Annotated in this window: 18 protein-coding genes and 1 pseudogene; 11 read left to right on the top strand and 8 right to left on the bottom strand. The window is 72.7% G+C overall.

What is annotated here, in order from left to right; genetic code table 11:
* Positions 1–19: 19 nt before the first annotated feature.
* Positions 20–895 carry a class I SAM-dependent methyltransferase gene (locus ACZ4Z1_RS04880; RefSeq protein ID WP_468485155.1) on the top strand — a complete coding sequence of 292 codons (876 nt, stop codon included), beginning with the start codon at positions 20–22 and terminating at the stop codon, positions 893–895.
* Positions 896–963: 68 nt separating this feature from the next.
* On the opposite strand, the gene ACZ4Z1_RS04875 is transcribed toward ACZ4Z1_RS04880, so the two are convergent.
* The gene (locus ACZ4Z1_RS04875; protein ID WP_468485154.1) at positions 964–2,310 is read right to left on the bottom strand and encodes a hypothetical protein; all 1,347 of its coding nucleotides are present in this window, start codon (positions 2,308–2,310) and stop codon (positions 964–966) included.
* 398 nt (positions 2,311–2,708) lie between these two features.
* Positions 2,709–4,256, bottom strand: coding sequence for a CehA/McbA family metallohydrolase (locus ACZ4Z1_RS04870; RefSeq protein WP_468485153.1), 1,548 nt, complete (start codon positions 4,254–4,256; stop codon positions 2,709–2,711).
* A gap of 202 nt (positions 4,257–4,458) precedes the next feature.
* Here ACZ4Z1_RS04870 and ACZ4Z1_RS04865 point away from each other — a divergent pair, with 202 nt between their 5' ends.
* From ACZ4Z1_RS04865 to ACZ4Z1_RS04855, 3 genes are all read left to right on the top strand, one after another.
* The gene (locus tag ACZ4Z1_RS04865; RefSeq protein WP_468485152.1) at positions 4,459–5,283 is read left to right on the top strand and encodes an LLM class F420-dependent oxidoreductase; all 825 of its coding nucleotides are present in this window, start codon (positions 4,459–4,461) and stop codon (positions 5,281–5,283) included.
* Positions 5,284–5,587: 304 nt separating this feature from the next.
* Positions 5,588–8,230 (top strand): bifunctional FO biosynthesis protein CofGH, encoded by a 2,643-nt coding sequence (locus ACZ4Z1_RS04860; RefSeq protein WP_468485151.1) that lies wholly within the window; start codon positions 5,588–5,590, stop codon positions 8,228–8,230.
* 80 nt (positions 8,231–8,310) lie between these two features.
* A complete protein-coding gene (locus tag ACZ4Z1_RS04855) occupies positions 8,311–11,172 on the top strand; it encodes a tetratricopeptide repeat protein (RefSeq protein ID WP_468485150.1) in 2,862 nt (953 codons plus the stop codon).
* Positions 11,173–11,187: 15 nt separating this feature from the next.
* Here ACZ4Z1_RS04855 and ACZ4Z1_RS04850 read toward each other — a convergent pair whose 3' ends face one another.
* A complete protein-coding gene (locus ACZ4Z1_RS04850; RefSeq protein WP_468485149.1) occupies positions 11,188–11,448 on the bottom strand; it encodes a hypothetical protein in 261 nt (86 codons plus the stop codon).
* Between the two features lie 218 nt (positions 11,449–11,666).
* Here ACZ4Z1_RS04850 and ACZ4Z1_RS04845 point away from each other — a divergent pair, with 218 nt between their 5' ends.
* The 5 genes from ACZ4Z1_RS04845 to ACZ4Z1_RS04825 all read left to right on the top strand — a co-directional run bounded on the left by ACZ4Z1_RS04845 (position 11,667) and on the right by ACZ4Z1_RS04825 (position 19,280).
* On the top strand, positions 11,667–12,788 hold the full coding sequence (locus tag ACZ4Z1_RS04845; RefSeq protein ID WP_468485148.1) for an ADP-ribosylglycohydrolase family protein: 1,122 nt from the start codon (positions 11,667–11,669) through the stop codon (positions 12,786–12,788).
* Positions 12,789–13,189: 401 nt separating this feature from the next.
* Complete coding sequence (locus tag ACZ4Z1_RS04840) at positions 13,190–14,170, top strand: ABC transporter permease (RefSeq protein WP_468485147.1); 981 nt, start codon at positions 13,190–13,192, stop codon at positions 14,168–14,170.
* A complete protein-coding gene (locus tag ACZ4Z1_RS04835) occupies positions 14,170–15,171 on the top strand; it encodes an ABC transporter permease (protein ID WP_468485146.1) in 1,002 nt (333 codons plus the stop codon). Before ACZ4Z1_RS04840 ends, ACZ4Z1_RS04835 begins: the two co-directional genes overlap by 1 nt.
* Positions 15,168–17,510 (top strand): dipeptide ABC transporter ATP-binding protein, encoded by a 2,343-nt coding sequence (locus ACZ4Z1_RS04830; protein WP_468485145.1) that lies wholly within the window; start codon positions 15,168–15,170, stop codon positions 17,508–17,510. The genes ACZ4Z1_RS04835 and ACZ4Z1_RS04830 overlap by 4 nt, the downstream gene beginning before the upstream one ends.
* A gap of 69 nt (positions 17,511–17,579) precedes the next feature.
* Positions 17,580–19,280, top strand: coding sequence for an ABC transporter family substrate-binding protein (locus ACZ4Z1_RS04825; protein ID WP_468485144.1), 1,701 nt, complete (start codon positions 17,580–17,582; stop codon positions 19,278–19,280).
* 24 nt (positions 19,281–19,304) lie between these two features.
* Here the strand turns inward: ACZ4Z1_RS04825 and ACZ4Z1_RS04820 are convergent, their stop codons facing one another.
* From ACZ4Z1_RS04820 to ACZ4Z1_RS04810, 3 genes and pseudogenes are all read right to left on the bottom strand, one after another.
* On the bottom strand, positions 19,305–20,927 hold the full coding sequence (locus ACZ4Z1_RS04820; RefSeq protein WP_468485143.1) for a sodium:solute symporter family protein: 1,623 nt from the start codon (positions 20,925–20,927) through the stop codon (positions 19,305–19,307).
* A gap of 250 nt (positions 20,928–21,177) precedes the next feature.
* Positions 21,178–21,963, bottom strand: coding sequence for an SDR family oxidoreductase (locus ACZ4Z1_RS04815; RefSeq protein ID WP_468485142.1), 786 nt, complete (start codon positions 21,961–21,963; stop codon positions 21,178–21,180).
* Positions 21,964–22,029: 66 nt separating this feature from the next.
* A pseudogene (locus ACZ4Z1_RS04810) lies at positions 22,030–22,419 on the bottom strand (PLP-dependent aminotransferase family protein); the annotation flags it as partial.
* Here ACZ4Z1_RS04810 and ACZ4Z1_RS04805 point away from each other — a divergent pair.
* The gene (locus ACZ4Z1_RS04805; RefSeq protein WP_468485141.1) at positions 22,342–22,560 is read left to right on the top strand and encodes a hypothetical protein; all 219 of its coding nucleotides are present in this window, start codon (positions 22,342–22,344) and stop codon (positions 22,558–22,560) included. The pseudogene ACZ4Z1_RS04810 and the gene ACZ4Z1_RS04805 sit on opposite strands and share 78 nt — an antisense overlap.
* Positions 22,561–22,586: 26 nt before the next feature.
* Positions 22,587–23,459: a hypothetical protein gene (locus ACZ4Z1_RS04800; RefSeq protein ID WP_468485140.1), complete on the top strand. Its 873-nt coding sequence runs from the start codon at positions 22,587–22,589 to the stop codon at positions 23,457–23,459.
* A 140-nt stretch (positions 23,460–23,599) separates the two neighbouring features.
* On the opposite strand, the gene ACZ4Z1_RS04795 is transcribed toward ACZ4Z1_RS04800, so the two are convergent.
* Complete coding sequence (locus ACZ4Z1_RS04795; RefSeq protein WP_468485139.1) at positions 23,600–23,809, bottom strand: DUF397 domain-containing protein; 210 nt, start codon at positions 23,807–23,809, stop codon at positions 23,600–23,602.
* A 201-nt stretch (positions 23,810–24,010) separates the two neighbouring features.
* On the bottom strand, positions 24,011–24,877 hold the full coding sequence (locus tag ACZ4Z1_RS04790) for a helix-turn-helix domain-containing protein (RefSeq protein WP_468485138.1): 867 nt from the start codon (positions 24,875–24,877) through the stop codon (positions 24,011–24,013).
* Positions 24,878–25,127: the final 250 nt, after the last annotated feature.

Genomic DNA, 25,127 nt, shown 5'->3' with positions numbered 1-25,127 from the left:
CCGCACGGAAGGCGGCACCATGACGGACGACACCACGAAAGGCCCGACCGCCGGGGCGACGCCGGACAACACCGCGGTGCGCTGCGCGCTGTGGCGGGCGATGCACGTCCGGATCGATGCGGCACCCCACGTACTGGAGGACGAGATCGGCCTGCGGCTGGCGGACCCCGGAGCCGACTGGCAGCGCCGTCCGGACATGGACCCCGAGGCCACCCGCGCGTTCCGGGCGGCGATGGTGGCCCGCGCACGTTTCGTCGAGGACCTGGCCGCCGAGCAGGCCGAGCGGGGCGTCACCCAGTACGTCATCCTCGGAGCCGGGCTGGACACCTTCGCCCAGCGCAGGCCGAAGACCGCCGCCCGCCTGCGGATCTTTGAGGTCGACCGGCCCGGCACCCAGGCGTTCAAGCGCCGCCGCCTCCTCGAACTCGGCTACGGCATCCCCGACCGGCTGCACCTCGTACCGGTCGACTTCGAGGCGGGCCAGTCGTGGTGGGAGCAGCTCGCCACCGTCGGATTCGACCCGCACAGCCCGGCGGTCGTCGTCTCCACCGGCGTCAGCATGTACCTCACCGAGGACGCGATCACGGCCACGCTGCGCCGGGCCGCCGCCCTCGCGCCCGGATCGGTCTTCGCCATGACCTTCCTGCTGCCCGCCGGCCTCCTTGCCGCCGCGGACCGGCCCGGCCTGCGGACCAGCCAGGAAGGCGCCCAGCGGGCCGGCACGCCGTTCGTCAGCCTCTACGCCCCGCACGACATGCTGGCACTGGCCCGCGAAGCCGGCCTCAAGGACCCGCGTCACATCCCCGGGTCCGCCCTCGCCGAGCGCTATTTCGCCGACCGCGCCGACGGCCTCCGCCCGTCCAGCGGCGAGGACTTCCTGGTGGCCACGATCTGACCGGACGGCCTCGGCCTACCGGTACTCCCAGCCGCGGCGCCCCGCATGTCGAAACGGGGCAGGGGCGCTCAGGCCTTCATCGCCGCGACCGCCCGCACCCGGTCACTCAGGGCGCGCACGGACCGCGCGCGGCGGTGGCGGCGGATGCGGGCGCGCAGGGTCGTGAAGTGGGCGTCGCCCCGGGCGGAGGAGATTTCCGTGTAGTCGTCCAGGAAGCGGTGCCAGGTCGCACATGCCGCGTCGAGGTGGCCCAGTTCGAACTGGCGCTGGGCGAGCAGGGCGTGGGAGTGGACGCGTCCTTGCCGTTCCTGGCGGGGCTGGGCCTTCAGGGAGCTGTTCAGGGCCTTGACCGAACCGGGCAGGTCCTTGAACTCGTACAGCACGTGCGAGACATGGAAGAGATACGCCGAGGCGTCGTACTCGCCGATCGACTCGCGCCGGGAGTCCGCCTTGGAGAGCGCGGTCTCCGCCTCCCGGAGCCGGGTGATCGCCGTGTGCCGGTCCCCGGTCATCGAAGCGGCGTGGGCCTGCTGCCCGCGCAGAAAGGCCACCAGACGCGGCCCGGCCGAGGGGGCGGCGGCCGCTGCGGAGTCCGCCAGTTCCAGGGCCTTCGTGCCGTAACCGAGGCTGGACGCCTGGAGGGACATGCCGCGCAGCGTGCGGCAGTACGTGAGGTGGTCCTTCGCCTCACCGGCCAGGTGCAGGGCCTTGACGTAGTAGCGCTGCCCGAGACCGTGCGCCCGCTCGTACATCGCCATCCAGCCGGTGAGGTACGTCAGGTCGGAGGCCGCCGCGAGCAGGGCGTCGTGCACCCGCTCCGACGCGGGGGCCGTCAGCCACGGGCCCACCGAGTTCACCAGGAACGCCGCCGCCATCGGCCGCGCGTGACCGCCCCCGAACTCGTCGAGGATGTCCGCCACCCGGTCGGTCACCGTCCGGACCGTCGCCACCTGCGCCGGACCGACGCGGCCGGTCCGGCCCGGACGCGCCGCCGCTTCGGCGCGTCCGGCGAGGTCGGAGAAGAGCGGTACGGCCAGGGCGGCCGAGTAGAGGCCGGCTTGCAGGACGCCCCTGCGGGACGGGTCCATGTCGTCGCGGCTCAGGTCGAGGAGTTCTTCGACGGCTGAGCTGCCGGCCGGGGGCGCACTGCCCGGCCGGGTGGGGAAACCGGCTTCGGCGTGGGTGACGGGACGTCCGAGGCGCCTGGCCAGGGCTTCCAGGACGACGGGCCGGACCTGGGGCCTCGGCATGGTGCCGGAGAGCCAGTGGGCGACGGCCGACTGCTCGTACCGGAGGGTGAGACCCGCTTCCGCCCCCGCACGGTTCACCGCGTTGGCGAACTGCTGCTCGGTCCACGCGGCCTGCCGGAGCAGGCGGGTGAGGTTCATGTTCGGTGTGCGCCGACTGGTCGCCATGCTCAACTCCTGGCAGCGTTCATGGCTTTCGTCTTCCCACCCGCCTTCCACGGTACCCGCGCGGGCGCCACACAGGGTTACCTCTGTGCACGGACAGGTCACCCCGGACGAGGTGCCCCGGTACCCAGGTAACGAGGAAGCAGCGGTGAGGGACATGGAGCCACGGGAGCAGGCGGGTGCGGCGTCGGCGGGAGTCGACTTCGAGGCGGCGCGTCGCACCATCGGCACGATCAGGGCACAGGTGCGGAGCTGCTCGGCGACGGAGGACGCGGCGCGGCTGATGGGTGAGGTGCGGGCCATTCTGCATCTCGTACCTCGGCTACGTCGCCCACGTCGCCGATCACCTGCTGAGCTACTTCCCGGACCGGAGGCCTGAGGAGGGAGCGTGATGGCCGGCGTCAGTTCTGTCCCAGGAAAATCGGATTCGTCATGGCCGCCATCGGGCCCGGCGCCCCCGGTGTCGTCGTCGGGTGGCGGACCTCCGCGCGTACGTAGGCGGCGTTGGCCGGGGTGGTGTGCCATGTGGTGGTTCCCGTGGCGGGGGTGGTGAAGCGTTGGCCCTGGTCGGTGAGGAAGCGGATGGTGCTGTCGGGTGGGGCGCCGGTGACGGCGAGGTGGATGGTGACCGGGGTCGAGTCGTGTACGGGGAGGCGGTCGCCGATGGTGGCGTGTTCGCCCTTGGGGCCGGTGGCGGTGAAGGTGAGGGAGAGGGAGGACGATTCGGCGAGGTAGGCGTGGCCCTTGCGGATGCCGTCGAGGATGGCGTGTCGCGAGAGGCCGTCGGCGTGGACGACGGTCTGGGGGAGGCCGATCACGTCCGGGTCGCGGTGGGCGTCGCTGTGGCCGACGGCGGGGAGGAAGCGGCCCCGGCCTCGTGTGTGGGCTACGAGGGCGTTGTCCCACTCGGCGATGGCGACCTCGTCGTCGAGGGTGAACGGGCCGTTCCAGACCTCGACCGCGTCGGCCTCTTCGTAGCCGAACTTCCAGTTGCAGCCGATGCAGGTGGCGTGCGGGTGGGCCGGGATGACGAGGCCGCCCGCGCGGTGGATGCGGCGGGCGAAGCGGGGGAAGACGTCGTCGCGGGCGCGGTAGCGCCAGTCGATGAAGACGCCGGGGTCGGTGCCCATCGCGACCACGTGGCCGTTGCGGGTGGTGACTTCCTCACCGGTGAGGATGAGCAGGTCGTCACCCCACAGGCCCTCCCAGGCCGGGTGTGCGGCGGTGGTGTTGTGCTCGGTGGTGGTGATGAAGTCCAGGCCGGCGGCGCGGGCGAGGGCGGCGATCTGGGCGGGGGTGCGTCTGCCGTCGGAGTGGACGGAGTGGAGGTGACTGTCGCCTCGGTACCAGGAACGGCCGCGGCCCTTTGCGCGTTGGGGTGGGTAGACAGGGGCGCGGGGTGCGGAAGGGGGGCCGTGGTGAAGGGTGATGGTCACTTCGTAGGTGAGGCCTTGCGGGGCGACGGTGTACGGGCCGAGGGCGATGTGCCAGGTGCCCGCGTCGACCGGGCCGGGGAGATACCCGGGCGTGGCCTCGTCGGCGCGGATGAAGAACTCCGTACGGGCGCCGCCCGACCAGCCGCGGAAGCCGCGTCCGCCCAGGTCCGTGCCGCGTTCGTCGAAGATGCCGATGTCGCAGGCGTTGCCCGCGGTGCCGGGCGGGGTGGCGGGGCGGTCGTACGTGTAGGAGACGGCGATCTCGCGTACGCCGTGCGGGATGTCGACGGGTAGGTAGACGTAGTCGGGCGCCCCGGCGGGGAGGTGTCCGGTGACCTTGCGGGTCTCCGCGCGGCGGCTCCCGCCGGTCCGGCCGCCGTCCTGGGCCGGCCCGCCGCCGTCCTCGCCGGCCGCCGCGAAGCTCACACCGTTCAACGTAAGCGCCGCGGCGGCTCCCGTCACCAGGAGGGCGCGGCGTCCGAAGGGGCCGCTGGTTCTGTCGTCGTCGCACATGGGGCATCACTCCCGGACAGGCGTGGTGGAACCGGCGTACGGAAACTCTCGTATTGAGGCGTGAACGGGCGGACAAGGGAAGGGGGCGGGGCGGAAACGCTCGCGTGTGGCGCGTTCGGCGGCCACCGCACCGGCGCCTCATGGACGCTGCCCGTTCCCGGCGGTAGGAAGGGAGCACTGCCGACGCGGAGGTACGTCCAGTATGCGGATCTCGACCACCATCTTCCTGACCGACGAGACGGTCCGGCCCGACCGGCTGGCCCGGGAACTGGAGCAGCGCGGTTTCGCCGGGCTCTACCTTCCCGAGCACACGCACATCCCGGCGAGCCGGGACACGCCCGCCCCCATGGGCGGGCCGCTGCCGCGCGAGTACGGGCGCACTCTCGACCCGTTCGTGGCCCTGGGCCAGGCCGCCGCGGTCACCGAACGGCTGCGGGTCGCCACCGGCGTCACCCTCGTCGCCCAGCACGACCCGATCGTCCTGGCCAAGCAGGTGGCCACGCTGGACTTCCTGTCGGGCGGGCGGTTCACGCTGGGCGTGGGGTACGGCTGGAACGTGGAGGAGGCTGCCGACCACGGGGTCGAGTGGTCCACGCGGCGCGCACTGGTGCGGGAGCGGATGCTGCTGATGCGCGCCCTGTGGGCGGAGGAGCCGACCGCGTACGAGGGCCGGTTCGCTTCCGTACGGGCCAGCCTGGCGCACCCGAAGCCGGTCAAGGGCGCGCCGCGCACGCTGCTCGGCGGCGCGCCGGGTCCCCGGCTGTTCGCGGGCATCGCGGAGTACGCGGACGGCTGGCTGCCGATCGGCGGCGCGGGGCTGGCGGAGGCGCTGCCGGCGCTGCGGCAGGCGTGGGCGGAGGCGGGCCGGGACGGGGAGCCGCTGGTGGTGCCGTACGGGGTGCAGCCGTCGGCCGGGAAGCTGGCGCGGTTGCGTGACCTGGGGCTGGAGGAGGTCGTCGTGGGACTGCCGCCGGCGGGGGAGGCGGAGGTGCTGCGGACGTTGGACGAGTACGCGCAGTATTTGTGACGCGCGGGTGGCGGCCGGAGCAGTGCCGGTGAAGGGCGCGGTGTCTGCGGGAGTGCGGTGTCTGTGAGGGGTGCGGTGTGGTGAGGGCGCGGTGCCTGTGACACGCGCGGTGACTGTGAGGGCCGGGCGCCCGTCCTCCGCGCCTGGGGCGGGGCAGTCGATTCCCCGCCATACGGTCATACTTCTCCCTCCCAGGCTGCCCGCCCGAACCCCGGAGGGAACCTCCGCATGACGTGATCAGTGGCACACCGCCCCAGGCCGTCCGGTCGGCGGCACTGCCGGTGCTCGCTCGTATGCTCGTTGGATGACTAGCAGCGCGCAGGTACCCGGGCAGGGGACGGACCGGGTGGCGGTCCCCACCGGCACGCCCTCTTCCGCCACCGCTCCCACCGCCAACGCCATGCGCCGCGCCCTCAAGCGCGCCCGCGACGGTGTCGCGCTCGACGTCGGTGAGGCGGCGGTGCTGCTCCAGGCGCGCGGCGACGACCTGCGGGACCTGTGCGCGTCCGCGGCCCGGGTGCGTGACGCGGGCCTGGAGGCCGCCGGGCGGCCGGGTGTCATCACGTACTCCAAAAGCGTGTTCATCCCGTTGACGCGCCTGTGCCGGGACAAGTGCCACTACTGCACGTTCGTGACCGTCCCCGGCAAGCTGCGCCGCGCCGGCCACGGCATGTTCATGTCCCCCGACGAGGTGCTGGACATCGCCCGCCGCGGCGCCGAACTGGGCTGCAAGGAAGCGCTGATCACGCTCGGCGACAAGCCGGAGGAGCGCTGGCCCGAGGCGCGCGAGTGGCTGGAGGCCGAGGGGTACGACTCCACGATCGCGTACGTGCGGTCCATCGCGATCCGCATCCTGGAGGAGACGGGGCTGCTGCCCCACCTGAACCCGGGCGTGCTGTCGTGGACGGACTTCCAGACGCTCAAGCCGGTCGCCCCGTCGATGGGCATGATGCTGGAGACCACCGCCGAACGCCTGTGGAGCGAGCCCGGCGGCCCGCACTACGGATCCCCCGACAAGGAGCCGGCCGTGCGGCTGCGCGTCCTGGAGGACGCCGGGCGCTCCAACGTGCCGTTCACGAGCGGGCTGCTCATCGGCATCGGCGAGACCTACGAGGAGCGCGCCGAGTCGCTGTTCGCGCTGCGCAAGGTGCAGCGCGCGTACCACGGCATCCAGGAAGTCATCGTGCAGAACTTCCGCGCCAAGCCGGGTACGGCCATGGGCGGCATGCCGGACGCCGAGCTGGAGGAGCTGGCCGCCACCGTGGCCGTCGCCCGGCACATCCTCGGCCCGTCCGGCTGCCTCCAGGCGCCCCCCAACCTGGTCGACTCCGAGTACGCGCTGCTCATCGACGCGGGCATCGATGACTGGGGCGGCGTCTCCCCGGTGACGATCGACCACGTCAACCCCGAGCGCCCCTGGCCGCAGATCGAGGAGCTGGCCGAGAAGTCCGCCGCCGCGGGCTTCGAGCTGCGCGAACGGCTCGCCGTCTACCCGGAGTACGTGCAGCGCGGCGAGCCCTGGCTCGACCCGCGCCTGCTGCCGCACGTCCGCGCCCTGGCCGACCCGGAGACCGGCCTCGCCCGCAAGGACGCCGTGGTCGAGGGCCGCCCCTGGCAGGAGCCCGACGAGGGCTTCTCGATGAGTTCCGCGGGCCGTACGGACCTGCACCGCACCATCGACACGGACGGGCGGACGGCCGACCGGCGCGACGATTTCGACGAGGTGTACGGCGACTGGGACGCGCTGCGCGAGGCCGCGGCCCCCGGCATGGCGCCCGAGCGCATCGACACGGACGTCCGGGCCGCCCTGGCGCAGGCTGCCGACGACCCCACCAAGCTCGCCGACGACCAGGCGCTGGCCCTGTTGCACGCCGACGGTCCGGCGCTGGACGCGCTCTGCGGCATCGCCGACGACCTGCGCCGCGCCGCGGTCGGTGACGACGTCACGTACATCGTCACCCGCAACATCAACTTCACCAACGTCTGCTACACCGGCTGCCGTTTCTGCGCCTTCGCCCAGCGCCGCACGGACGCCGACGCGTACACCCTCTCCCTCTCCCAGGTCGCCGACCGCGCCCAGCAGGCCTGGGACGTGGGCGCGGTCGAGGTCTGCATGCAGGGCGGCATCCACCCCGACCTGCCCGGCACCGCGTACTTCGACATCGCGCGCGCCGTCAAGGAACGCGTCCCCGGGATGCACGTCCACGCCTTCTCACCCATGGAGGTCGTCAACGGCGCGACGCGCACCGGCCTGTCCATCCGCGAGTGGCTGAGCGAGGCCAAGGCCGCCGGCCTGGACACCATCCCGGGCACCGCCGCCGAGATCCTCGACGACGAGGTCCGCTGGGTGCTGACCAAGGGCAAGCTGCCCACCGCCACCTGGGTCGAGGTCATCAAGACCGCCCATGAGCTGGGCATCCCCTCGTCCTCGACGATGATGTACGGCCATGTCGACCAGCCCCGGCACTGGCTCGGCCACCTGCGGCTGCTCGCCGAGATCCAGCAGGAGACCGGCGGGTTCACCGAGTTCGTGACGCTGCCGTTCATCCACACCAACGCGCCGGTCTACCTGGCCGGCATCGCCCGGCCCGGCCCGACCACCCGCGACAACCGCGCCGTGACGGCGATGGCCCGCGTCCTGCTGCACCCGCACATCCCCAACATCCAGACGAGCTGGGTCAAGCTGGGTACGGAGGGCGCCGCCGAAATGCTGCGCTCGGGCGCCAACGACCTCGGCGGCACGCTCATGGAGGAGACCATCTCCCGTATGGCGGGCTCCAGTTACGGCTCGTACCGCTCCGTCCAGGACCTGGTCGCCATCGCGGACGCCGCGGGCCGCCCGTCGCGCGCCCGCACGACGACGTACGGTCCGGTGGCGGCGGAGCGGGAGGCGGCGGCGCTGGCGTCGGACGGACATCTGCCGGAGTTGCTGCCGGTGGTGGAGTAACGAGGGGCCGGGCGTGGCCGTATCCCGCTACGGTTGTGCCCGGAGGCCCGCCGGGGGAGCGCGGGACCGGGAGGTGAGCGGTGGACCGCAGGCGGCTCTCGCGCCAGGAGCTGATCCGGGCCCGGCACCAGGACGGCTTCGTCGGCCGCGACGGCGAACTGGCCGCGTTCCGGGCCAACCTCGCCCGCGACCCGGCCGACCCGGACTTCCGCTTCCTCCACCATCTGCACGGCCAGGGCGGCGTCGGCAAGACCTCCCTGGTCCGGCGCTTCGAGCAGATGACACGGGAGCTGGGCGCGCTGACCGTGTACACGGACGACTCGGTGCACGGCGTCCCGGAGGTGATGGCCGAGATCAGCGCCCGGCTGGGCCGCCAGGGCAGCCCGCTGAAGTCCTTCGACAAGCTGCTGGCCACCTACCGGGAGCGGCGGCACGAGGCCGAGGCGGCGCTCGCCGGGCCGGACGGGCCGGGCGACGAGGCGCCGCCCTCGGCCGGCAGCATGATCGTGGCCAGGGCGGGCGTGGCGGGCATGGGCCTGATCCCGGGCGTCGGCCCCTTCGCCGGCGCGGTGGACACCACCCAGGTCGCCCGCGGCGCCGACCGGCTGCGCGGCCGGATCGGCGCGCGGCTGCGCAACCACGACGAGGCACGGCTGGTGCTGTCCCCGGCCGAGGTACTGACCCCGGTCTTCGTACGGGAGCTGGGCGACGCCGCCGACGCCGTGCCCGTACTGGCGCTCTTCTTCGACACGTACGAGGCGACCGGCCCGCTCCTGGACACCTGGCTGCGGGACGTCCTGTTCAGCGACCGCTACGGGCCGCTGGCGCCGAACGTCATGGTCGTCCTCGCGGGGCGCGACGCGCTGGACCGGAGCTGCTGGGCCGACCACCTCGAACACGTCACGGACGTGCCGCTGGACGCCTTCACGGAGGCCGAGGCCCGGCAGTTCCTGTCGGCCCGGGACGTCACCGACGCGGAGACCGTCGAGGTGATCCTGCGGCTGACCGGCCGCCTGCCGGTCCTGCTGTCCACCCTGGCCGAGAGCCGGCCGCACGCGGTGGAGGCCGTCGACGACCCGAGCGACACCGCCGTCGAACGTTTCCTGAAATGGGAGACCGACCCCGTACGCAGAGAAGCCGCGCTGGCGGCAGCCCTGCCGCGCCACTTGGACGAGGACGTGTACCGCGAGGCGGTCGACGCCGAGGCCGCCGACCACTTCGGGTGGCTGTGCGCGCTGCCGTTCGTCACCGGCCGCGGCGGCCGGTGGCAGTACCACGAGGTGGTCCGTACGGCGATGCTCCGCCTCCAGCGCCGCCGCTCGCCGCGCGCCTGGGCCGAGCGGCACCGGCGGCTGGCGGAGGCGGCTCGGCGGGGGCGGGAGGAGTACGCGGGCGGGCGGGGGCCGGACGAGTGCCGGTGGGACGGACGGTGGCGGGAGCTCCGGTCGAGGGAGCTCTACCACTCGCTGTGCGCCGACCCGCGGGCATTCCTGTCCGAGGCGCTGTCCGAGGTGGTGACCACGGCCGAGCACGCCCCCGTCGCCGTACGCCTGGTCGCGGAGACCATCCGGCAGGCGGGGGAGGACGGGGACGCGGCCGGGGTACGTGGCTGGGGTGCGCGGCTGACGGACGCCCTCGACGGGGCGGACGGCCTGGAGCGGGCCCTGACGGCATTGCTCAACCGGCCCGGCCTCGGCGCGCCGGAACAGGTGGCGATCCACCACGTACGCGGCCGCGAACACCGCATGGCAGAACGCTGGCAGGAGGCGCTCGCCGACTTCGGACGGTGCCTGGAGCTGGCACCGGACGACGTACGCGCGCTGGTCGGCCGCGGTCTGACGCACCGCTACCGGCGCGACTTCGAGCACGCCGCCGAGGACTTCGCCCGTGCCCTGGACCTGGAACCGGGTCATGCGGCCGCGGCTTTCCAACTGGGCGAGGCCAACCGGCTCATGGGCCGCCATGAGCATGCGCTGACCGTGTTCGACCGGGCTCTGGAGCTGGACCCGCGGCACGTTTCCGCCCACGGCAGCCGCGCCGTCTGCCTGCGGCACCTGGGGCGTTACGAGGCGGCGCTGACGGGGCTGGAGCGCGCCATCGAAATGCGTCCGGAGTACGCCTGGGCGATGGCTGAGATGGGCATGACCTACTGCGCGATGGGTCGGTATCCGCAGGCCCTCGCGGAGTTGGACCGGGCGCTGGCCGTCAACCCGTCGTACGCGTGGGCCGCCGGGGCCCGGGGAAGGGTCGCGCTCCTCGCGGGGAGGCTCGCGGAGGCGGTGGCGGCCTTCGGCCGGGTCGTCGCCCTGGAGTCGGCCCACCCCTGGCTCTTCGCCCGCCGGGCCAAGGCACATCAGCTGCTGGGGGCGGACGAAGAAGCGCTCGCCGATTACGGCAAGGCCCTGGCCGACGCGGACGGGACCGGTGTCTCGGACGTGGCCCGGGCCGCCTTCCTGGCCGGGCGGGCCGGGTGCCTGCGCCGCGCGGGACGCTTCGACGCGGCACGCGAAGCCGTCGGGGCGGCCTCGGCCCTCGTGCCGGACGGGCTGCCGGTCCGGTACGAGGCCGCGCTGCTCGCCGCCGCGGTGAACGGGGTACGGGGTTCCGCGCCCGCCTGGGAGGCGCTACGGGACTCCGCGCCCACCGGGGAGGCCCTGCGGGACGTTGCGTCCCGGCCGTCGGCCGACGACGACCTGACGAGTCCCGCCGCCGCGGCGATCACCACCCGCTGCGCCCTCGCGGACTGGCCCGGCGCCCACACCGTGCTCACCGGCCTGCTCGGCGCCGGAGCCCCTTGGGAGCACCTGGCCGACGCGGAGTTCGCGCTGCGGGAGCTGACGGCCCTGTGGCCGGAGCGGGACGCAACGGCCGCCGGGCAACTGGAGGCGCTCCGCCGCGTGCTCCTGCGGAGGATGGCGGAGGTACGCCCGGGGCCCTCGTGACCGTGCCGTACGCCCTCACCCGTCCCCCGACTCCGCCTCCGCCTCGTGCTGGAGGATGCACTGCTGCCACTGTGCCAGCGCCTCCGCGCGGTCGCCGCCGGTGTCCTCGGCGGCGGAGATGAGCGCGTCGGCGGCCATCGCGGCGAGCCGGACGGTGATCTGGCACACGTCGCGCTGGGAGAGCGGCCGGAGGAGTTCCACGGCGCCGTCGCTGTCACCGGCCAGGGCGCAGGCCACGGCGGCCATGGCGGTGCGGTCCCACTCGAAGTCGGGCATGGGAGGAGCATTCCCACGGCGCACCGGTCGTATGGCCTCGGTACGCAGGGGGCACGACTGTGCTGATCGGGACCGTCGTGATCAAAAGCCTCCTCCGGGGTGACTGTTCGCATAGCGTTCCTTGCCCGGAGTTGACAGTTCTTGGTCGATTACAGTGCTGCGGCGGGGGAGCATAAGGGCCCCGTAAGGGAAGTGGCGGGCCACGGGGAGGGACGAGAGTGAGCGCAGCGGCAGGGGGCACGGCCATCTGGGGCCGGGCCGAACAGCAGGACTTCCGCAGCCGGGTACGGGGCTGCCTGCTGGGCGGGGCGATCGGCGACGCGCTCGGCGCGGGCATCGAGTTCAGCTCGCTGGACGCGATCCGCGAGGCCCACGGCCAGGACGGCGTGACCGACTACGTACCGGCCTTCGGGCGGCGCGGCACCGTCACCGACGACACCCAGATGACCCTGTTCACCGTCGACGGCCTGATCCGGGCCCAGGTACGGCGCGACACCGGCGCCTGGCACCCGCCCACCGACGTGCACCGCGCGTACCTGCGCTGGGCCGCCACCCAGCGCGACTGGGGCCCCGACGAGCGCAAGAAGGACGACGGGTGGCTGGCGCGCGAGGAGTGGCTGTACGCGCAGCGGGCGCCCGGCCGGGCCTGCCTGTCCGGGCTCGGCGACGACCGTATGGGCACCCTGGAGCAGCCCAAGAACCCCGACTCCAAGGGCTGCGGCGCGGTGATGCGGTCGGCGCCGTTCGGGCTGCTGGTCGGCTGGGAGCCGCAGCTCGTCTTCCAGCTCGCCGTCGAGTGCGCCGCCCAGACACACGGCCACCCGACCGGATACCTCGCGGCCGGCGCCATGGCGGTGATCACCCACTCGCTGGCCCGCGGCGAGGACCTGGACGGCGCCGTACAGAAGTCCCTGGCCCACCTGGCCACCCGGCCGGGCCACGAGGAGACCGGCGAGGCGCTCAAGCAAGCGCTGGGCGCCGTACGGCAGGGAATGCCCACGGCCGCCCGCGTGGAGTCGCTCGGCGAGGGCTGGACCGCCGAGGAGGCCCTGGCGATCGGCGTGTACTGCGCGCTGGTCGCCGAGGACGTCCGGCACGGCCTGCTGCTGGCGGTCAACCACGGTGGCGACAGCGACTCCACCGGCGCCATCTGCGGCAACCTCCTGGGCACACTGCACGGCGAGACGGCGCTGCCGCCCGTGTGGCTGGCCGAACTGGAGGGCCGGGCGACGATCCTCCAGCTCGCCGACGACTTCGCCATGGAGATGACACAGGGCCCGGCGCTGCACGGGTCCGGGAACTCCGCGCCGGGGTGGCTGGAGCGGTATCCGCGGGCTTGAGGGTCCGGGGCGAGCCTGGGGGGGGCTGGGCGTGAGGTTCGGGGGCGGGGCTGGGTGTGAGGCCTGGGCTTGGGGCCTGGTGTGGGGGCCCGGGGCGGGGGCGGGCGATGGGTGCCGTGAGCCCGAATCACGCGCCTACAGGGCGAATCGAACGGATCCGTCCCCCCAGCAGGGGGTTACCCGGGGCCGGCGCACCGGAACCACGCCGCCCCACCCCGCCCACCTCCCCCGCCCCGCCCACCTCCCCCGCCCCAAAAGAGCCGAACTCCCCCACCCCCCACCCCCATTCGCCTCGTCCCGCTTTGGGGGAGGCTTGGTCGACAAACCCGCCCCGGGCATGCGAGAACAGCCCAGGGGGCCGCGGGCGGTCCGTGCCGGAACGTACGAGGGGGAGAGACAGCATGGGCCGCTACCTGCTGCGCAGGCTGGCCGGTTACCTGGTTCTGGTGATCGTGGCGGCGTCCCTGACGTACTTCCTCGCCGGGCTGAGCCTGAACCCGCGGGCCCGGTTCGAGAACCGCAACCCGCCGCTGCCCGAGGCCGCCGTCACCCGGACCCTCGACGACGTCAACATGAACCCGGACACCTCGGTGGTGACCCGCTTCGCACGCTGGGCCGGTGACGTCGTCCACGGCGACCTCGGCCGGACCCTGGCCGGCGACTCGCTCAACGACGACTTCGGCCGCCGGGTCGGCGTCAGTACCCGGCTGCTGCTCCTGGCCACGTTCGCCGGTTCGGCCCTCGGCGTCGCCGTCGGCGCGTACGGCGCGATCCGGCAGTACCGGTTCTTCGACCGGTTATCCACCCTTGCCTCGTTCTTCGTGCTGGCGATGCCGGTGTTCGTGATCGGCGTCGCGCTCAAGATCGGTGCCACCGCCCTCAACGACGGTACGCAGACGATCAAGGTCCTCGGGGAGTACGACGCGCAGTACGCCGGCCGGTGGGACCCCGCCGCCCTGTTCAACCGCGCCCAGCACATGCTGCTGCCCGCCCTGACGCTGATCATCGTGCAGGTCGCCCTCTACAGCCGCTACCAGCGCAACACCATGCTGGACGTGCTCGGCGCCGACTTCCTGCGCACCGCCCGCGCCAAGGGCCTGCGCCGCCGTCCCGCGCTGGTACGGCACGGACTGCGCACGGCCGTCCTGCCGGTCGTCCCGCTGCTGGTCTACAACATCGTGCTGCTCTTCGCCGGTGCCACCTTCGTCGAGAAGACCTTCGGCTGGCACGGCATGGGCGAACTGCTCGTCGACGCGGTCGCCGGACAGGACGTCAACGCGGTCGCCGCGGTCGGCCTGTTCACCGCCGTACTCGTGCTGGCCGCGGGGCTGCTCTCGGACCTCCTGTACGCGGCCCTGGACCCCCGCGTACGGGTGCGGTGATGCGCACCCCGGGCGGCGGCCGTACGCAGGGACGGGCCGGCCGTACGTCGCGGACCTGCCTCACGCCCGGCAGCCGCCACCACCGCCCCTCGCGCGCCCGTCGCACCGCCCGCCGCTTCGCGCGCAACCGGCTCGCGCTGGCCGGCCTGGCGATGCTCGTCCTGCTCTTCCTCGCCGCGTACGCGGGCCCGCTGCTGAGCCCCTGGGACCACCGCACCCACGACTTCCTCAACTTCCTCTCCGGGCCGTCCGCCGAGCACTGGTGGGGCACCACCCAAAGCGGCCTGGACCTGTACGCGCTCACCCTGCGCGGACTCCAGAAGTCGCTGGTCATCGGCCTCCTCGTGGGCGTGGTGTCCACCCTCCTGTCGGCCGTGGTGGGCGCCTTCGCCGGATACTTCGGCGGCTGGACCGACCGCGTGCTGACGGGGTGCGTCGACCTGCTGCTGGTGATGCCCGCGTTCCTGGTCGTCGCCGTGCTGTCGCCGCTGGTCCGCGGTTCCGGCTGGCCGGTCTTCGTCGTCCTGCTGGCGGCCTTCAGCTGGATGATCACCGGACGGGTGGTCCGCAGCGTGACCCTCACGCTCAAGGAACGCGAGTACGTCAAGGCCGCCCGCTACATGGGCGTACCCGGGCCGGTGATCGTCTTCCGGCACATCCTGCCCAACATGGCGTCGCTGCTGATCATCGAAGCGGTGATCCAGGCCGGGGCGGCGGTCATCGGGGAGAGCGGGCTGTCGTACTTCGGGTTCGGGGTGCAGCCGCCGGACGTGTCGCTCGGCACGGTCATCGCCGACAACACCAACATGGCCGCGAGCTACCCCTGGCTGTTCTTCTTCCCCGCCGGGTGCCTGGTCCTCATCGGCGTCTCCCTCGCCTTCATCGGCGACGGGCTGCGGGACGCGCTGGACCCCGACGCGGCGGGGGCGCAGGCGCGCGCCAAGGGTCGCAGGAAGCCCGGACACCTCGCTGGTGCCGCTACGGAGGGCCGCCGCCGGTGACCGGACAGCGCGCCACCGTCACCCCGGACGCAGCGGCCGCCCGCCCCGCCCTCCAGGTGACCGATCTGCACGTCACCTTCCCCGGCGAGAGCGGCCCCGTGCACGCTGTACGCGGCCTGAGCTACGCCGTACGGCCCGGCGAGGTGCTCGGCATCGTCGGGGAGTCCGGCTCGGGCAAGTCGGCTGCCGCGCAGGCCGTACTGGGGCTGCTGCCGGACGGCACCGACGTACGGGGTTCGGTCGAGCTGGACGGCCGGGAACTGCTCGGCCTCGGCGACGCCGCGCTGTCCGGCATCCGCGGCAACGGCATCAGCATGGTCTTCCAGGACCCGCTGTCCGCCCTCACGCCCGTCTACAGCGTCGGCAGCCAACTCGTCGAAGCGCTCCGCATCCACCAGGACCTCGGCCGCAAGGCCGCACGGGCCCGCGCCGTCGAACTCCTCGGCCTCGTCGGCATCCCCGACCCGCACCGCCGCGCCGACGCCTTCCCGCACGAGTTCTCCGGCGGGATGCGACAGCGCGCGGTGATCGCCATGGCCATCGCCAACGACCCGCGGGTCATCGTCGCGGACGAGCCGACCACCGCCCTGGACGTCACCATCCAGGCACAGGTCCTGGACGTCCTGCGGACCGCCCGGGAGGTGACCGGTGCCGCGGTCGTGCTGATCACCCACGACCTGGGGGTGGTCGCCGGGTTCGCCGACCGCGTGCAGGTCATGTACGCGGGACGGCCGGTGGAGTCCGGGACGGTCGACGAGATCTACTACCGGCCCCGGATGCCGTACACCGTCGGCCTGTTGGGCGCCACGCCCCGGCTGGACGGCCCTACGGGCGTACCGCTCGTACCCGTCCACGGCACCCCGCCGTCCCTCGCGGTGCTGCCGCCCGGCTGCCCGTTCGCACCACGCTGCCCCGCCGCCGTCGCCCCCTGCCACGAAACGGAACCCGCCCCGGCCCCGGCCGTGGGCAGCGGGCACGCCGCCGCCTGCCACCGCAGCGAGGAGATCGCGACGGGGGCGCTGCCGCGGGCGGAGATCTTTGCGGGGGCGGCGGGGGGAGTCGGGGCGGGAGATACGTCCCAGGAGCCGGGCGGCGGAATGTCCACGAGGCGGGAGAGCGGGCCGGCGGGACCGGGGGAGGCGCCCCCGGAAGCGGGGCCTGGGCCGGCCCCGGAAGCGGACCCGCCGGGTACGGATCGCGCGCCTATGAGGGCGAATCGAACGGATGCGTCCCCCCGGCCGGGGGTTACCCAAGGGGGGCGGGCCGGAACCACGCCGCCCGCCCCGCCCCCATCCGCCCCCCGCCCCGCCGTCCTCGAAATCGACGGTCTCGTCAGGCACTTCCCGCTCACCCGGGGCACGTTCGTCAAGCGCACCGTCGGCACCGTGCGGGCCGTGGACGGGATCAGTCTCGTCGTACGGGAGGGGGAGACGCTCGCCCTGGTCGGTGAGTCCGGTTGCGGGAAGACCACCACCCTGATGGAGATCATGGACCTGGCGGCCGGGCAGGTGGGCACCGTCCGCCTCTTCGGCCGGGACGTACGGGACCTGGACCGCGCCGCGCGGCGGGCCCTGCGCCGTGACCTCCAGATCGTCTTCCAGGACCCGGCGGCCGCGCTGGACCCGCGGATGCCGATCGGCGACATCCTCGCCGAGCCGCTACGGACCCACCGCTGGCCCCGGGACCGGATCGCCGCCCGCGTCCCCGCCCTGCTGGAGACGGTCGGGCTGGCGGCCGCGGACGCCGGACGCCACCCGCGCGAGTTCAGCGGCGGCCAGCGCCAGCGCATCGCCGTCGCGCGGGCCCTGGCGCTGGAGCCGCGGCTGCTGGTGCTGGACGAGCCGGTTTCCGCGCTCGACGTGTCCGTGCGGGCCGGCGTGCTGAACCTGCTGGACGAGTTGAAGGCCCGGCTGGGCCTGAGCTACCTGCTCGTCGCCCACGACCTGTCCGTCGTGCGGCACTGTGCCGACCGTGTCGCGGTCATGTACCTGGGCCGCATCGTCGAAACGGGGGACACCGCGGACGTGTTCGCGTCGCCGTCGCACCCGTACACGAGGGCCCTGCTGTCCGCAGTACCGCTGCCCGACCCGCGCAAGGAGCGGGCCCGGATGCGGAACCGCGTCCTGCTGAGCGGCGACCTGCCGAGCCCGGCGGACGTGCCGTCCGGCTGCCGGTTCCGCGGCCGCTGCCCGCTGTACGCGACGCTCGGCGCGCCGGAGCAGAGGCGCTGCCGGGAGGACGACCCGCTGCCCCGGCCCGTCACGCCGGCCGGTCACGAAGCGGCCTGCCACCACGCCTCGTACGCCCCGCCCGCCCCGGGCCCGCCCGGAGGAGGCTGAAGAACACCTCCCGCACCGCGCCCGCCCTGTGTTTACGTCAGTGCAGTCGAGAAAGGGATCGTCTCCGCAATGAAGCACTCCAGAGTTCCGCTCGCCCTCGTCGTCACCGTCGTGGTGTCGTCACTGGCGCTGACCGCGTGTGGCGGGTCGGACGACGAGGGCGGTGGCGGCAAGCCGAAGCAGGCGCCGAAGACCACCGCGCTGGACATCAACAGGACCGACCCGGCGCAGCTCACGCAGGGCGGCACGCTGAACTGGGCGATCGACCAGTTCCCGGTGCAGTTCAACGAGATGGAGACGGACGGCAACCAGGCCGCCACCAACGCCGTCATCGAGGCCCTGCTGCCGTCACTGTGGCACTCGGCGCCCAACGGCGAGCAGGTGCCGAACAAGGCGTTCCTGCTGGACGCCGCGGACCGTACGGAGGGCGGCAAGCAGGTCGTCACGTACCACCTGAACCCCAAGGCGAAGTGGTCCGACGGCACTCCGGTCACCTACCGGGACCTGGAGGCCAACGTCCGGGCGATGAGCAGCGAGGACCCGGCGTACAAGGTCGGCGCGCCGGCCGGGTACGAGGACGTGTCGTCCGTACGCAGGGGCAAGGACGACCACGAGGCCGTGCTGACCTTCGACAAGCCGTACGCGGACTGGCGCGCGCTGTTCGGCGCGCCCAACAACACCCCGCTGTACCCGGCGAAGTACATGGCCGACGCCAAGGGCTTCACCACCGGGTACCTCAACAAGATCCCGGTCACGGCCAACGCGTACAAGCTCGGCGGCATCGACAAGACCGCGCAGACCGTCACCCTGGTGCCCGACCCCGCGTGGTGGGGTGAGAAGCCGAAGCTCGACAAGATCGTCTTCCATGCGATGACGACCGAGTCGATGCCCGGCGCCTACGCCAACGGCGAGATCGACTACTTCGACCTGAACGCCGGCGTCGCCGCCTTCAAGCAGGCGTCGCGCGTGAAGTCGGGGGAGATCCGCGAGGCCGGCGGACCCAATTACCGGCACCTGACGTTCAACGGGCGAAGCCCCAGGCTCAGCGACCCGAAGGTGCGCAAGGCGCTGTTCATGGCCACCGACCGCGAGACGCTCGTGAAGTCCAGCGTCAAGGGCCTCAACTGGGACGCGCAGCCGCTGGACAACCACTTCCTCATGCCCAACCAGAAGGGCTACCGCAACAACGCCGGAGACCTCGGCACGTACGACCCGAAGGCCGCCGGCCGGATGCTGGACGAGGCCGGGTGGAAACTCGACGGCGGCAAGGTCCGCAAGAAGGGCGGCCAGGAGCTGAAGCTGCGCTTCCTGATCCCCACCGGCCAGCCCGCCTCGAAGAACGAGGCCACCATCCTCACCCAGATGTGGGCCCAGGTCGGCGTCCAGCTGGACATCCGGACGGTGCCGGTCAACGAGTTCTTCGACAAGTACCTGACCCCGGGCGACTTCGACGTGGCGCCCTACAGCTACTCCCGTACGCCGTTCGCCGCGACCGGCTCCAGCAACACCTACACCCGCGACGGCGGCGGCAACGACTCCAAGACCGGCAGCGCGAAACTGGACGACCTGCTGGACAAGGCCGGCCGCAGCCCCGGCCAGGCCGCCGCCCTGGAGGCCGTCAACGCGGCCGACGCGGAGGCGTGGCAGGTGGCGGGCGTGCTGCCCACCTACCAGCTCCCCGAGATCACCGCGGCCAAGAAGAACCTGGCCAACCTCGGCGCCCAGGGCATGTCCGACATCGTCTACGAGCGGATCGGTTACACGAAGTAGACCGCCCCGGCGGGCCGTACCCGCTCACTCCGGTGTGGCACGGTGGCCGGGCCCGCCGACCGGCCCGGCCACCGTACGGGCGGCGGCGCCCGCACCACCGGGCCCGCCGCCGTCCTCCCCTTCGGTCCGCTCCCCGGCCCCGGCTCCGGCCCCGCCCTCGTCGCCACCGGAGTTGATCCGGGCGAGCAGCGCGTCCCGCTCCGGGGTGTCCTCCGGCCGGACAAAGCCGATCAGGACGTACAGGACCAGCGAGGTGGCCACCGGCGCGACGATCTGGATCTGGAGCTGGACGCCGGACAGCCCGTAATTGGTGAGCCAGAAGGCGAACAGGCCCGCCGCCCAGGACACCAGCGCCGCGGTCGGCCCCGACCTGCGGAAGCGCGGCACCATCCCCAGCAGGAACGGGATGGAGATCGGCCCCACCAGCCCGGCCACCCACTTGATGACGACGGTGATGATGTCCTTGAACGTCGGCGAGTCGACCTGGGTGGCGATGGCCATCGACAGGGCCAGGAACGCGACGGTGGACAGCCGCGCGGCCAGCAGGCCCGCCCGGTGCGACCAGGTGCGGACCCGCGCGCCCAGCTTCGGCAGCGCGGGCGCGATGTCGCGGGTGAAGACGGCGGCGATGGCGTTGGCGTCGGAGGAGCACATGGCCATCGTGTGCGAGAAGAATCCGACGATGACCAGGCCGAGCAGGCCGTGCAGGAGCAGGTGCCCGGTGAGCAGGGCGTACGAGTCGGACGCGTCCGGCTTCTCGGCCGTCACGAGGAGCGGCGCCACCCACATGGGGAAGAAGAGCACCGCCGGCCACACGAACCACAGGGCGGCGGACAGCCGCGCCGAGCGCCGCGCCTCGCGGGCGCTGCGGGTGGCCATGTAGCGCTGCGCCTGGTTCCACATCCCCCCGCTGTACTCGAAGGTCTTGATGAACAGGTACGCGAGCAGGAACGCCGGCGTGTACGGGCCGGCCGTCGGCCGCGTGTGGCCGTCCGGCAGCCGGTCCCACACCGTCCACAGCGCGCTGACGCCGCCCAGCTCGGCCAGCACGGTCACCAGCATCGCCACGCCCGCCAGCAACTGGATCACGAACTGGCCGAGTTCGGTGAGCGCGTCCGCCCACAGGCCGCCGACCGTGCAGTAGACGCCGGTGACCACACCGGTGATCAGGATGCCCTGGTTGAGGGAGAGGCCGGTGAAGACGGACAGGAGGGTGGCGATCGCGGCCCACTTGGCCCCCACGTCCACGATCTTCAGCAGCACGCCGGACCAGGCGAGCGCCTGCTGGGTGGGCAGGTTGTAGCGGCTCTTGAGGTACTCCAGCGGGGAAGCGACGTGCAGCCGCGAGCGCAGCCGGTTCAGCCGTCCGGCGAAGAGGCGGGCCCCGATGGCGATGCCGACCGCGATGGGGAACGACCAGGTGACGTACGACGTGACGCCGTACTGGTAGGCGATGCCCGCGTATCCGGTGAACATCACCGCGCTGTAGCCCGACATGTGGTGCGAGATGCCGGACAGCCACCACGGCATCCGACCGCCGGCGGTGAAGAAGTCGCTCACGTCGTCCACGCGCTTGTGGGACCACACGCCGATCGCGACCATCACGCCGAAATAGCCGGTGAGCACGGCCCAGTCGAGACTGTTCATGGCCCCTCCAGGGGTCCGCCTTGTGAACGGGGAAACACGTCGCCGTACGTCCGCGGGGCGGCGCCCCCGTGCGGGAGCGAGGACTTCGGGGATTGAACCGTTCATGGCGAGGGCCGGTCAAGGGTGCCGATGGTCAGAGATGTGAACTGCTCTCAGCTGGGCGAACGATTTCGTGTTGCCTCGGTCTGGGGAGGGCGCGTTGAGCGCCCCTCTCCGCGAGCGCGTCCTTGCGGGGGAAGAAGGCGGGGGGTCAGCGCATGATCTCGCCGGCGTTCACCAACAGCGACTGGCCGGTGATCGCCCGCGCCCGGTCGGACGCCAGGAAGACCGCGGTCTGCGCGACATCGGCGTCCGTCGCCATCTCCGGCAGCGCCATTCGCGCGGTGAGCCGGTCCAGCACCTCGCGCTCCGGTACGCCCTCGGTGTGCGCCGCGTACCGGACGTACGCCTCGACCTGCGGACCCCACATCCAGCCCGGCTGAACGGTGTTGACCCGTATCCGGCGCGGCCCCAGCTCACGCGCGAGCGCGTACATCGCCGAGACCAGCGCGCCCTTGGACGCCGCGTACGCCGCCTGCCGCACCTCGGACGGCGCGGCGACCGACGACTGGGTGCCGATCAGCACGACCGACCCGCCGCCGCGCTCGGTCATCGACGGCAGGCAGGCGCGCGTCATGCGCAGCGCGCCGAACAGATTGATGTCCACGACCCGCTGCCAGGCATCGAAGTCGGCGTCCGCCAGCCCGCCGAAGTGCGAGTCCAGTGCGGCCACCTGGACGACGGCGTCGATGCCGCCGAAGCGCTCGGCGGCGAGCGCGGCCAGCGCGGCGCACTGCTCCTCGTCCGCGATGTCCGTCACCCGCCAGGCCACACGCTCGCCGGACGGGTCGGCCCGCGCCGCCGTCTCGGCGAGGCGGGACTCCGTACGGGAACCGAGCACCACCGAGGCGCCGTCCCGTACGCACGCCACCGCCACCTGGTGACCGAGTCCGGCGCCCACGCCTGATACGACGACGGTCTGGTCCCGCAGCAGCATGCGCGCCTCCCGGCTGGCCGAAGGGATATGACGACTCGTCAGGCTAGGGTGTCGCGTCCATGATGGCTACGCCCGCAGCGTCTTCGCCGGACGCAGCAGGCCCTCCTGGATCTCCTCCGGCGGAGGCGTCACGAAGGACAGCCGCACGGCCCCCGCGTCGGCCGGTCCCGCGCAGAAGGGCGCCCCGGGCACGTACGCCACGTCGCGCCGGATCACCTCGGGCGGCAGCGCCGTCGCGTCTTACCCGGCGGGCATCGCCGCCCCGACGAACATCCCGCCGTCCGGCCGGTTCCAGCGCGAGCCCTCGGGCAGCGCCGCGCCCAGGCCGTCCACCAGGGCGTCGCGCCGTGCGCGGTAGGCGCCGCGCACCCGCTCCAGATGCGCGTCGAGGCCGGGGCCCGCCAGGTACCGGGCGACGGCGGCCTGGTCGATGGTGGAGGTGTGCAGGTCCGCCGCCCCGGAGGTGTCGCCGGTGTCGGACAGCTCGCCCGCCGGCAGCCCGCCCGCGAAGGATATGACCTCGGGCCGGTCGGTCAGGGCGAGGATCTCGCGTACCGGGGAGCCGCCGGAACCTTGTCCGGGACTCTCGCCGCCTGACGCCCCGTCAGCTACACCTGGGGGTCATGACCCATGACCCCGGCACGGACGAGCAACCGGACACCCGCGGCGGGACCTACGCCCGCCTGGCCGCCGTCGGCCCCTACGGTGTGCGCCCCGGGCACGCGCTGATCACCCTGGTCGAGCCGCACCCGGGCCACGAGCACACCTACAACCGCTGGTACGAGGACGACCACTACCTGGCCGGCGCGATGGCGATGCCCTGGATCTTCGCGGGCCGCCGCTGGGTCGCCACCCGCGACCTCCAGCTGCTGCGCCGCCCCGCCCGCTCCGCCGTCGCCCGCCCGGTCACCGCGGGCTGCTACCTCGCCACGTACTGGATCACCGAAGGGCGCTACGACGACCACATGCGGTGGACCGTCGCCATCAACCGGCGGCTGAACGCCGACGGCCGCATCCACCACGACCGTACGCACGTCTTCACGGCCTTCCACGACCACCAGGCCACCGTCTACCGGGACGGTGCCCGGGGCCCGCGCGACTTCCACGCCCTGGACCATCCGTACGCCGGGCTGGTCGTCGAGGTCATCGACGCGGCGGACGCACCGGGCCGCGCCGCGCTGCTGCGGTGGCTGGTGGACGAGCGGCTGCCGCGGCGGCTGGCGGGCTCGCCCGCGGCCATGGTGACCGTCTTCCGGCCCACGCCGCTTCCGGAGGACCGGATGGCGTACGTACGGCAGGTGGAGGGCGTGGACACCCGGCTGACGCTGCTGTGGTTCCTCCAGGAGGACCCGCGGGCGTGCTGGGAGCCGTGGTTCACGGGGCCGGACGGGGAGGCCGGGGACGTCGCTGCGTCGGGGCTGGGGAGGGTGGAGCTGGTCGCGCCGTTCGTCCCGACGGTGCCCGGGACCGACCGGTACGTGGACGAACTGCGCTGAGGCGCCGACCCTGAGGCAGGGCCGCCCCGCGCCCCTGCCCACGGGCAAGGCCGAGCCCCCTCGGCCGGGACGGCGATCCAGTCGAGAGGGCCCTGGGGTGGTGCTCGTCATGCGGTGTGCGGTCACCGGAACCGGTCGGCTCAGGTCAGGTCGTACGCGCCTTTGCTCACGCCCGCCACGAACGTGCTCCACGCGGAGGTCTCGAAGGTCAGACGCGGGCCGTCGGGGTTCTTGGAGTCACGGACCGCGATGGCGGCGGGTGCCGGTACGGCGACCTCGACGCAGGCGCCATTGCCACCGGAGTACGACGACTTCGTCCAGGAAAATGCGGAATTGGGCTGAATGGCCATGTTCACTCCGACTCGCTCTAAGGTGCACCGCGTTGCCGCGGATTCGGTAGTCCCGACGCTACGCGCCAACATCACGGGTGGCAGGAGTAGTTCACCCATCCGTATGGCATATTCCTTGATCTCTTTTCAAGCGAGTGCGCCTCGGTGTACGGTGCCGGACTTCCTTGCGGAACCCGGAATTCAGCCACTCTGGCGCCATCATCAGCCCATGCTGTCCGCGTGCCGCTTCGCCGCCGCGGCGATGAACTCCCGGCTCTGGTCCGCGCTCAGCGCCTGGGCCCGCAGATGCTCGTACATGATCGTGTACTTGTGTACGTCATTGGTCTTCTCCAGATACAGATCGCTGGTGACACCTTCGATGTAGACCACGCTCGAATCCGCCGCGTCGTCGAACTCCAGGATCGAGAACGTGCCCGACATGCCGGCGTGCGCGCCCGCGTCGTACGGCAGTACCTGCACCGTCACATGCGGCAGATTGCTGACCTCCACGAGGTGGTCGAGCTGCTCGCGCATGATCAGATGGCTGCCCACGACCCGGCGCAGCGCACTTTCGTCCAGGACGACCCACAGGCGCAGCGGATTGTCGGGGTGGTTGACCCGCTCCTGGCGGCGCATCCGCACCTGGATGCGTTTCTCCAGCTGCTCCTGGGTGAGTTCCGGGACCGTGCCGGGAATGACGGCCTCGGCATATCCGGGCGTCTGCAACAGGCCCGGTACGAGCAGCGACTCGTACACCCGCAGCGACGCCGCCTCGGTCTCCAGACCGATGTAGACGCTGTACGGGATGTCGCCGAACGCGTGCCACCAGCCCTGCTGGCGGGAGTCCTTGGCCATCTGCATCAGCGAATCGACGACCCGGTGGTCGTCGACCTCGTACACCCCGCACAGATCACGGACGTCGCGCTGGCTGATGCTGCGGCGGCCGTTCTCCAACCGGCTGATCTTCGACTGCGACACGAGCAGGCGCTCGGCGACCTCCTCAGCCGTCATGCCCTTCAGCTCGCGAAGCCTGCGCAGCTCCTGGCCCAGCCGGCGACGCCGGACGGTGGGATTGATGTTGGACGCCACGGGACGTGCACCTCCGGCTCCGTACTGCTGTTTTCTCCTGCTCAGCAGATTGCCATCCCAGGTCCGCGCAGCGCAGTGGAATGGACACACAAGGCGAGCGGACGTGCGCGCGGGGGGGGGGGGGGGGGGGGGGGGGGGGGGGGGGGGGGGGGGGAGAGGAGGGGGGGGGGGGGGGGGGGGGGGGGGGGGGGGGGGGGCCGGGGGCGATGACGTACGGGGCCAAGGCCACCCGTTCGGCGCCCTCGGCCCG

Source organism: Streptomyces sp. NPDC030165 (assembly GCF_055573595.1).
The sequence above is the reverse complement of the archived record's forward strand: the minus strand, read 5'-3'. Positions and strand labels throughout refer to the sequence as shown.

Excerpts from the sequence above, each read along its gene's own strand:
- ACZ4Z1_RS04840 (WP_468485147.1), top strand. The coding sequence starts at position 13,190 with ATGGGCCGCTACCTGCTGCGCAGGCTGGCCGGTTACCTGGTTCTGGTG.
- ACZ4Z1_RS04815 (WP_468485142.1), bottom strand. The coding sequence starts at position 21,963 with ATGCTGCTGCGGGACCAGACCGTCGTCGTATCAGGCGTGGGCGCCGGA.
- ACZ4Z1_RS04880 (WP_468485155.1), top strand. The coding sequence starts at position 20 with ATGACGGACGACACCACGAAAGGCCCGACCGCCGGGGCGACGCCGGAC.
- ACZ4Z1_RS04795 (WP_468485139.1), bottom strand. The coding sequence starts at position 23,809 with ATGGCCATTCAGCCCAATTCCGCATTTTCCTGGACGAAGTCGTCGTAC.
- ACZ4Z1_RS04850 (WP_468485149.1), bottom strand. The coding sequence starts at position 11,448 with ATGCCCGACTTCGAGTGGGACCGCACCGCCATGGCCGCCGTGGCCTGC.
- ACZ4Z1_RS04865 (WP_468485152.1), top strand. The coding sequence starts at position 4,459 with ATGCGGATCTCGACCACCATCTTCCTGACCGACGAGACGGTCCGGCCC.
- ACZ4Z1_RS04835 (WP_468485146.1), top strand. The coding sequence starts at position 14,170 with ATGCGCACCCCGGGCGGCGGCCGTACGCAGGGACGGGCCGGCCGTACG.
- ACZ4Z1_RS04820 (WP_468485143.1), bottom strand. The coding sequence starts at position 20,927 with ATGAACAGTCTCGACTGGGCCGTGCTCACCGGCTATTTCGGCGTGATG.
- ACZ4Z1_RS04875 (WP_468485154.1), bottom strand. The coding sequence starts at position 2,310 with ATGGCGACCAGTCGGCGCACACCGAACATGAACCTCACCCGCCTGCTC.
- ACZ4Z1_RS04860 (WP_468485151.1), top strand. The coding sequence starts at position 5,588 with ATGACTAGCAGCGCGCAGGTACCCGGGCAGGGGACGGACCGGGTGGCG.
- ACZ4Z1_RS04805 (WP_468485141.1), top strand. The coding sequence starts at position 22,342 with ATGCGCGTCGAGGCCGGGGCCCGCCAGGTACCGGGCGACGGCGGCCTG.
- ACZ4Z1_RS04800 (WP_468485140.1), top strand. The coding sequence starts at position 22,587 with ATGACCCATGACCCCGGCACGGACGAGCAACCGGACACCCGCGGCGGG.
- ACZ4Z1_RS04870 (WP_468485153.1), bottom strand. The coding sequence starts at position 4,256 with ATGTGCGACGACGACAGAACCAGCGGCCCCTTCGGACGCCGCGCCCTC.
- ACZ4Z1_RS04825 (WP_468485144.1), top strand. The coding sequence starts at position 17,580 with ATGAAGCACTCCAGAGTTCCGCTCGCCCTCGTCGTCACCGTCGTGGTG.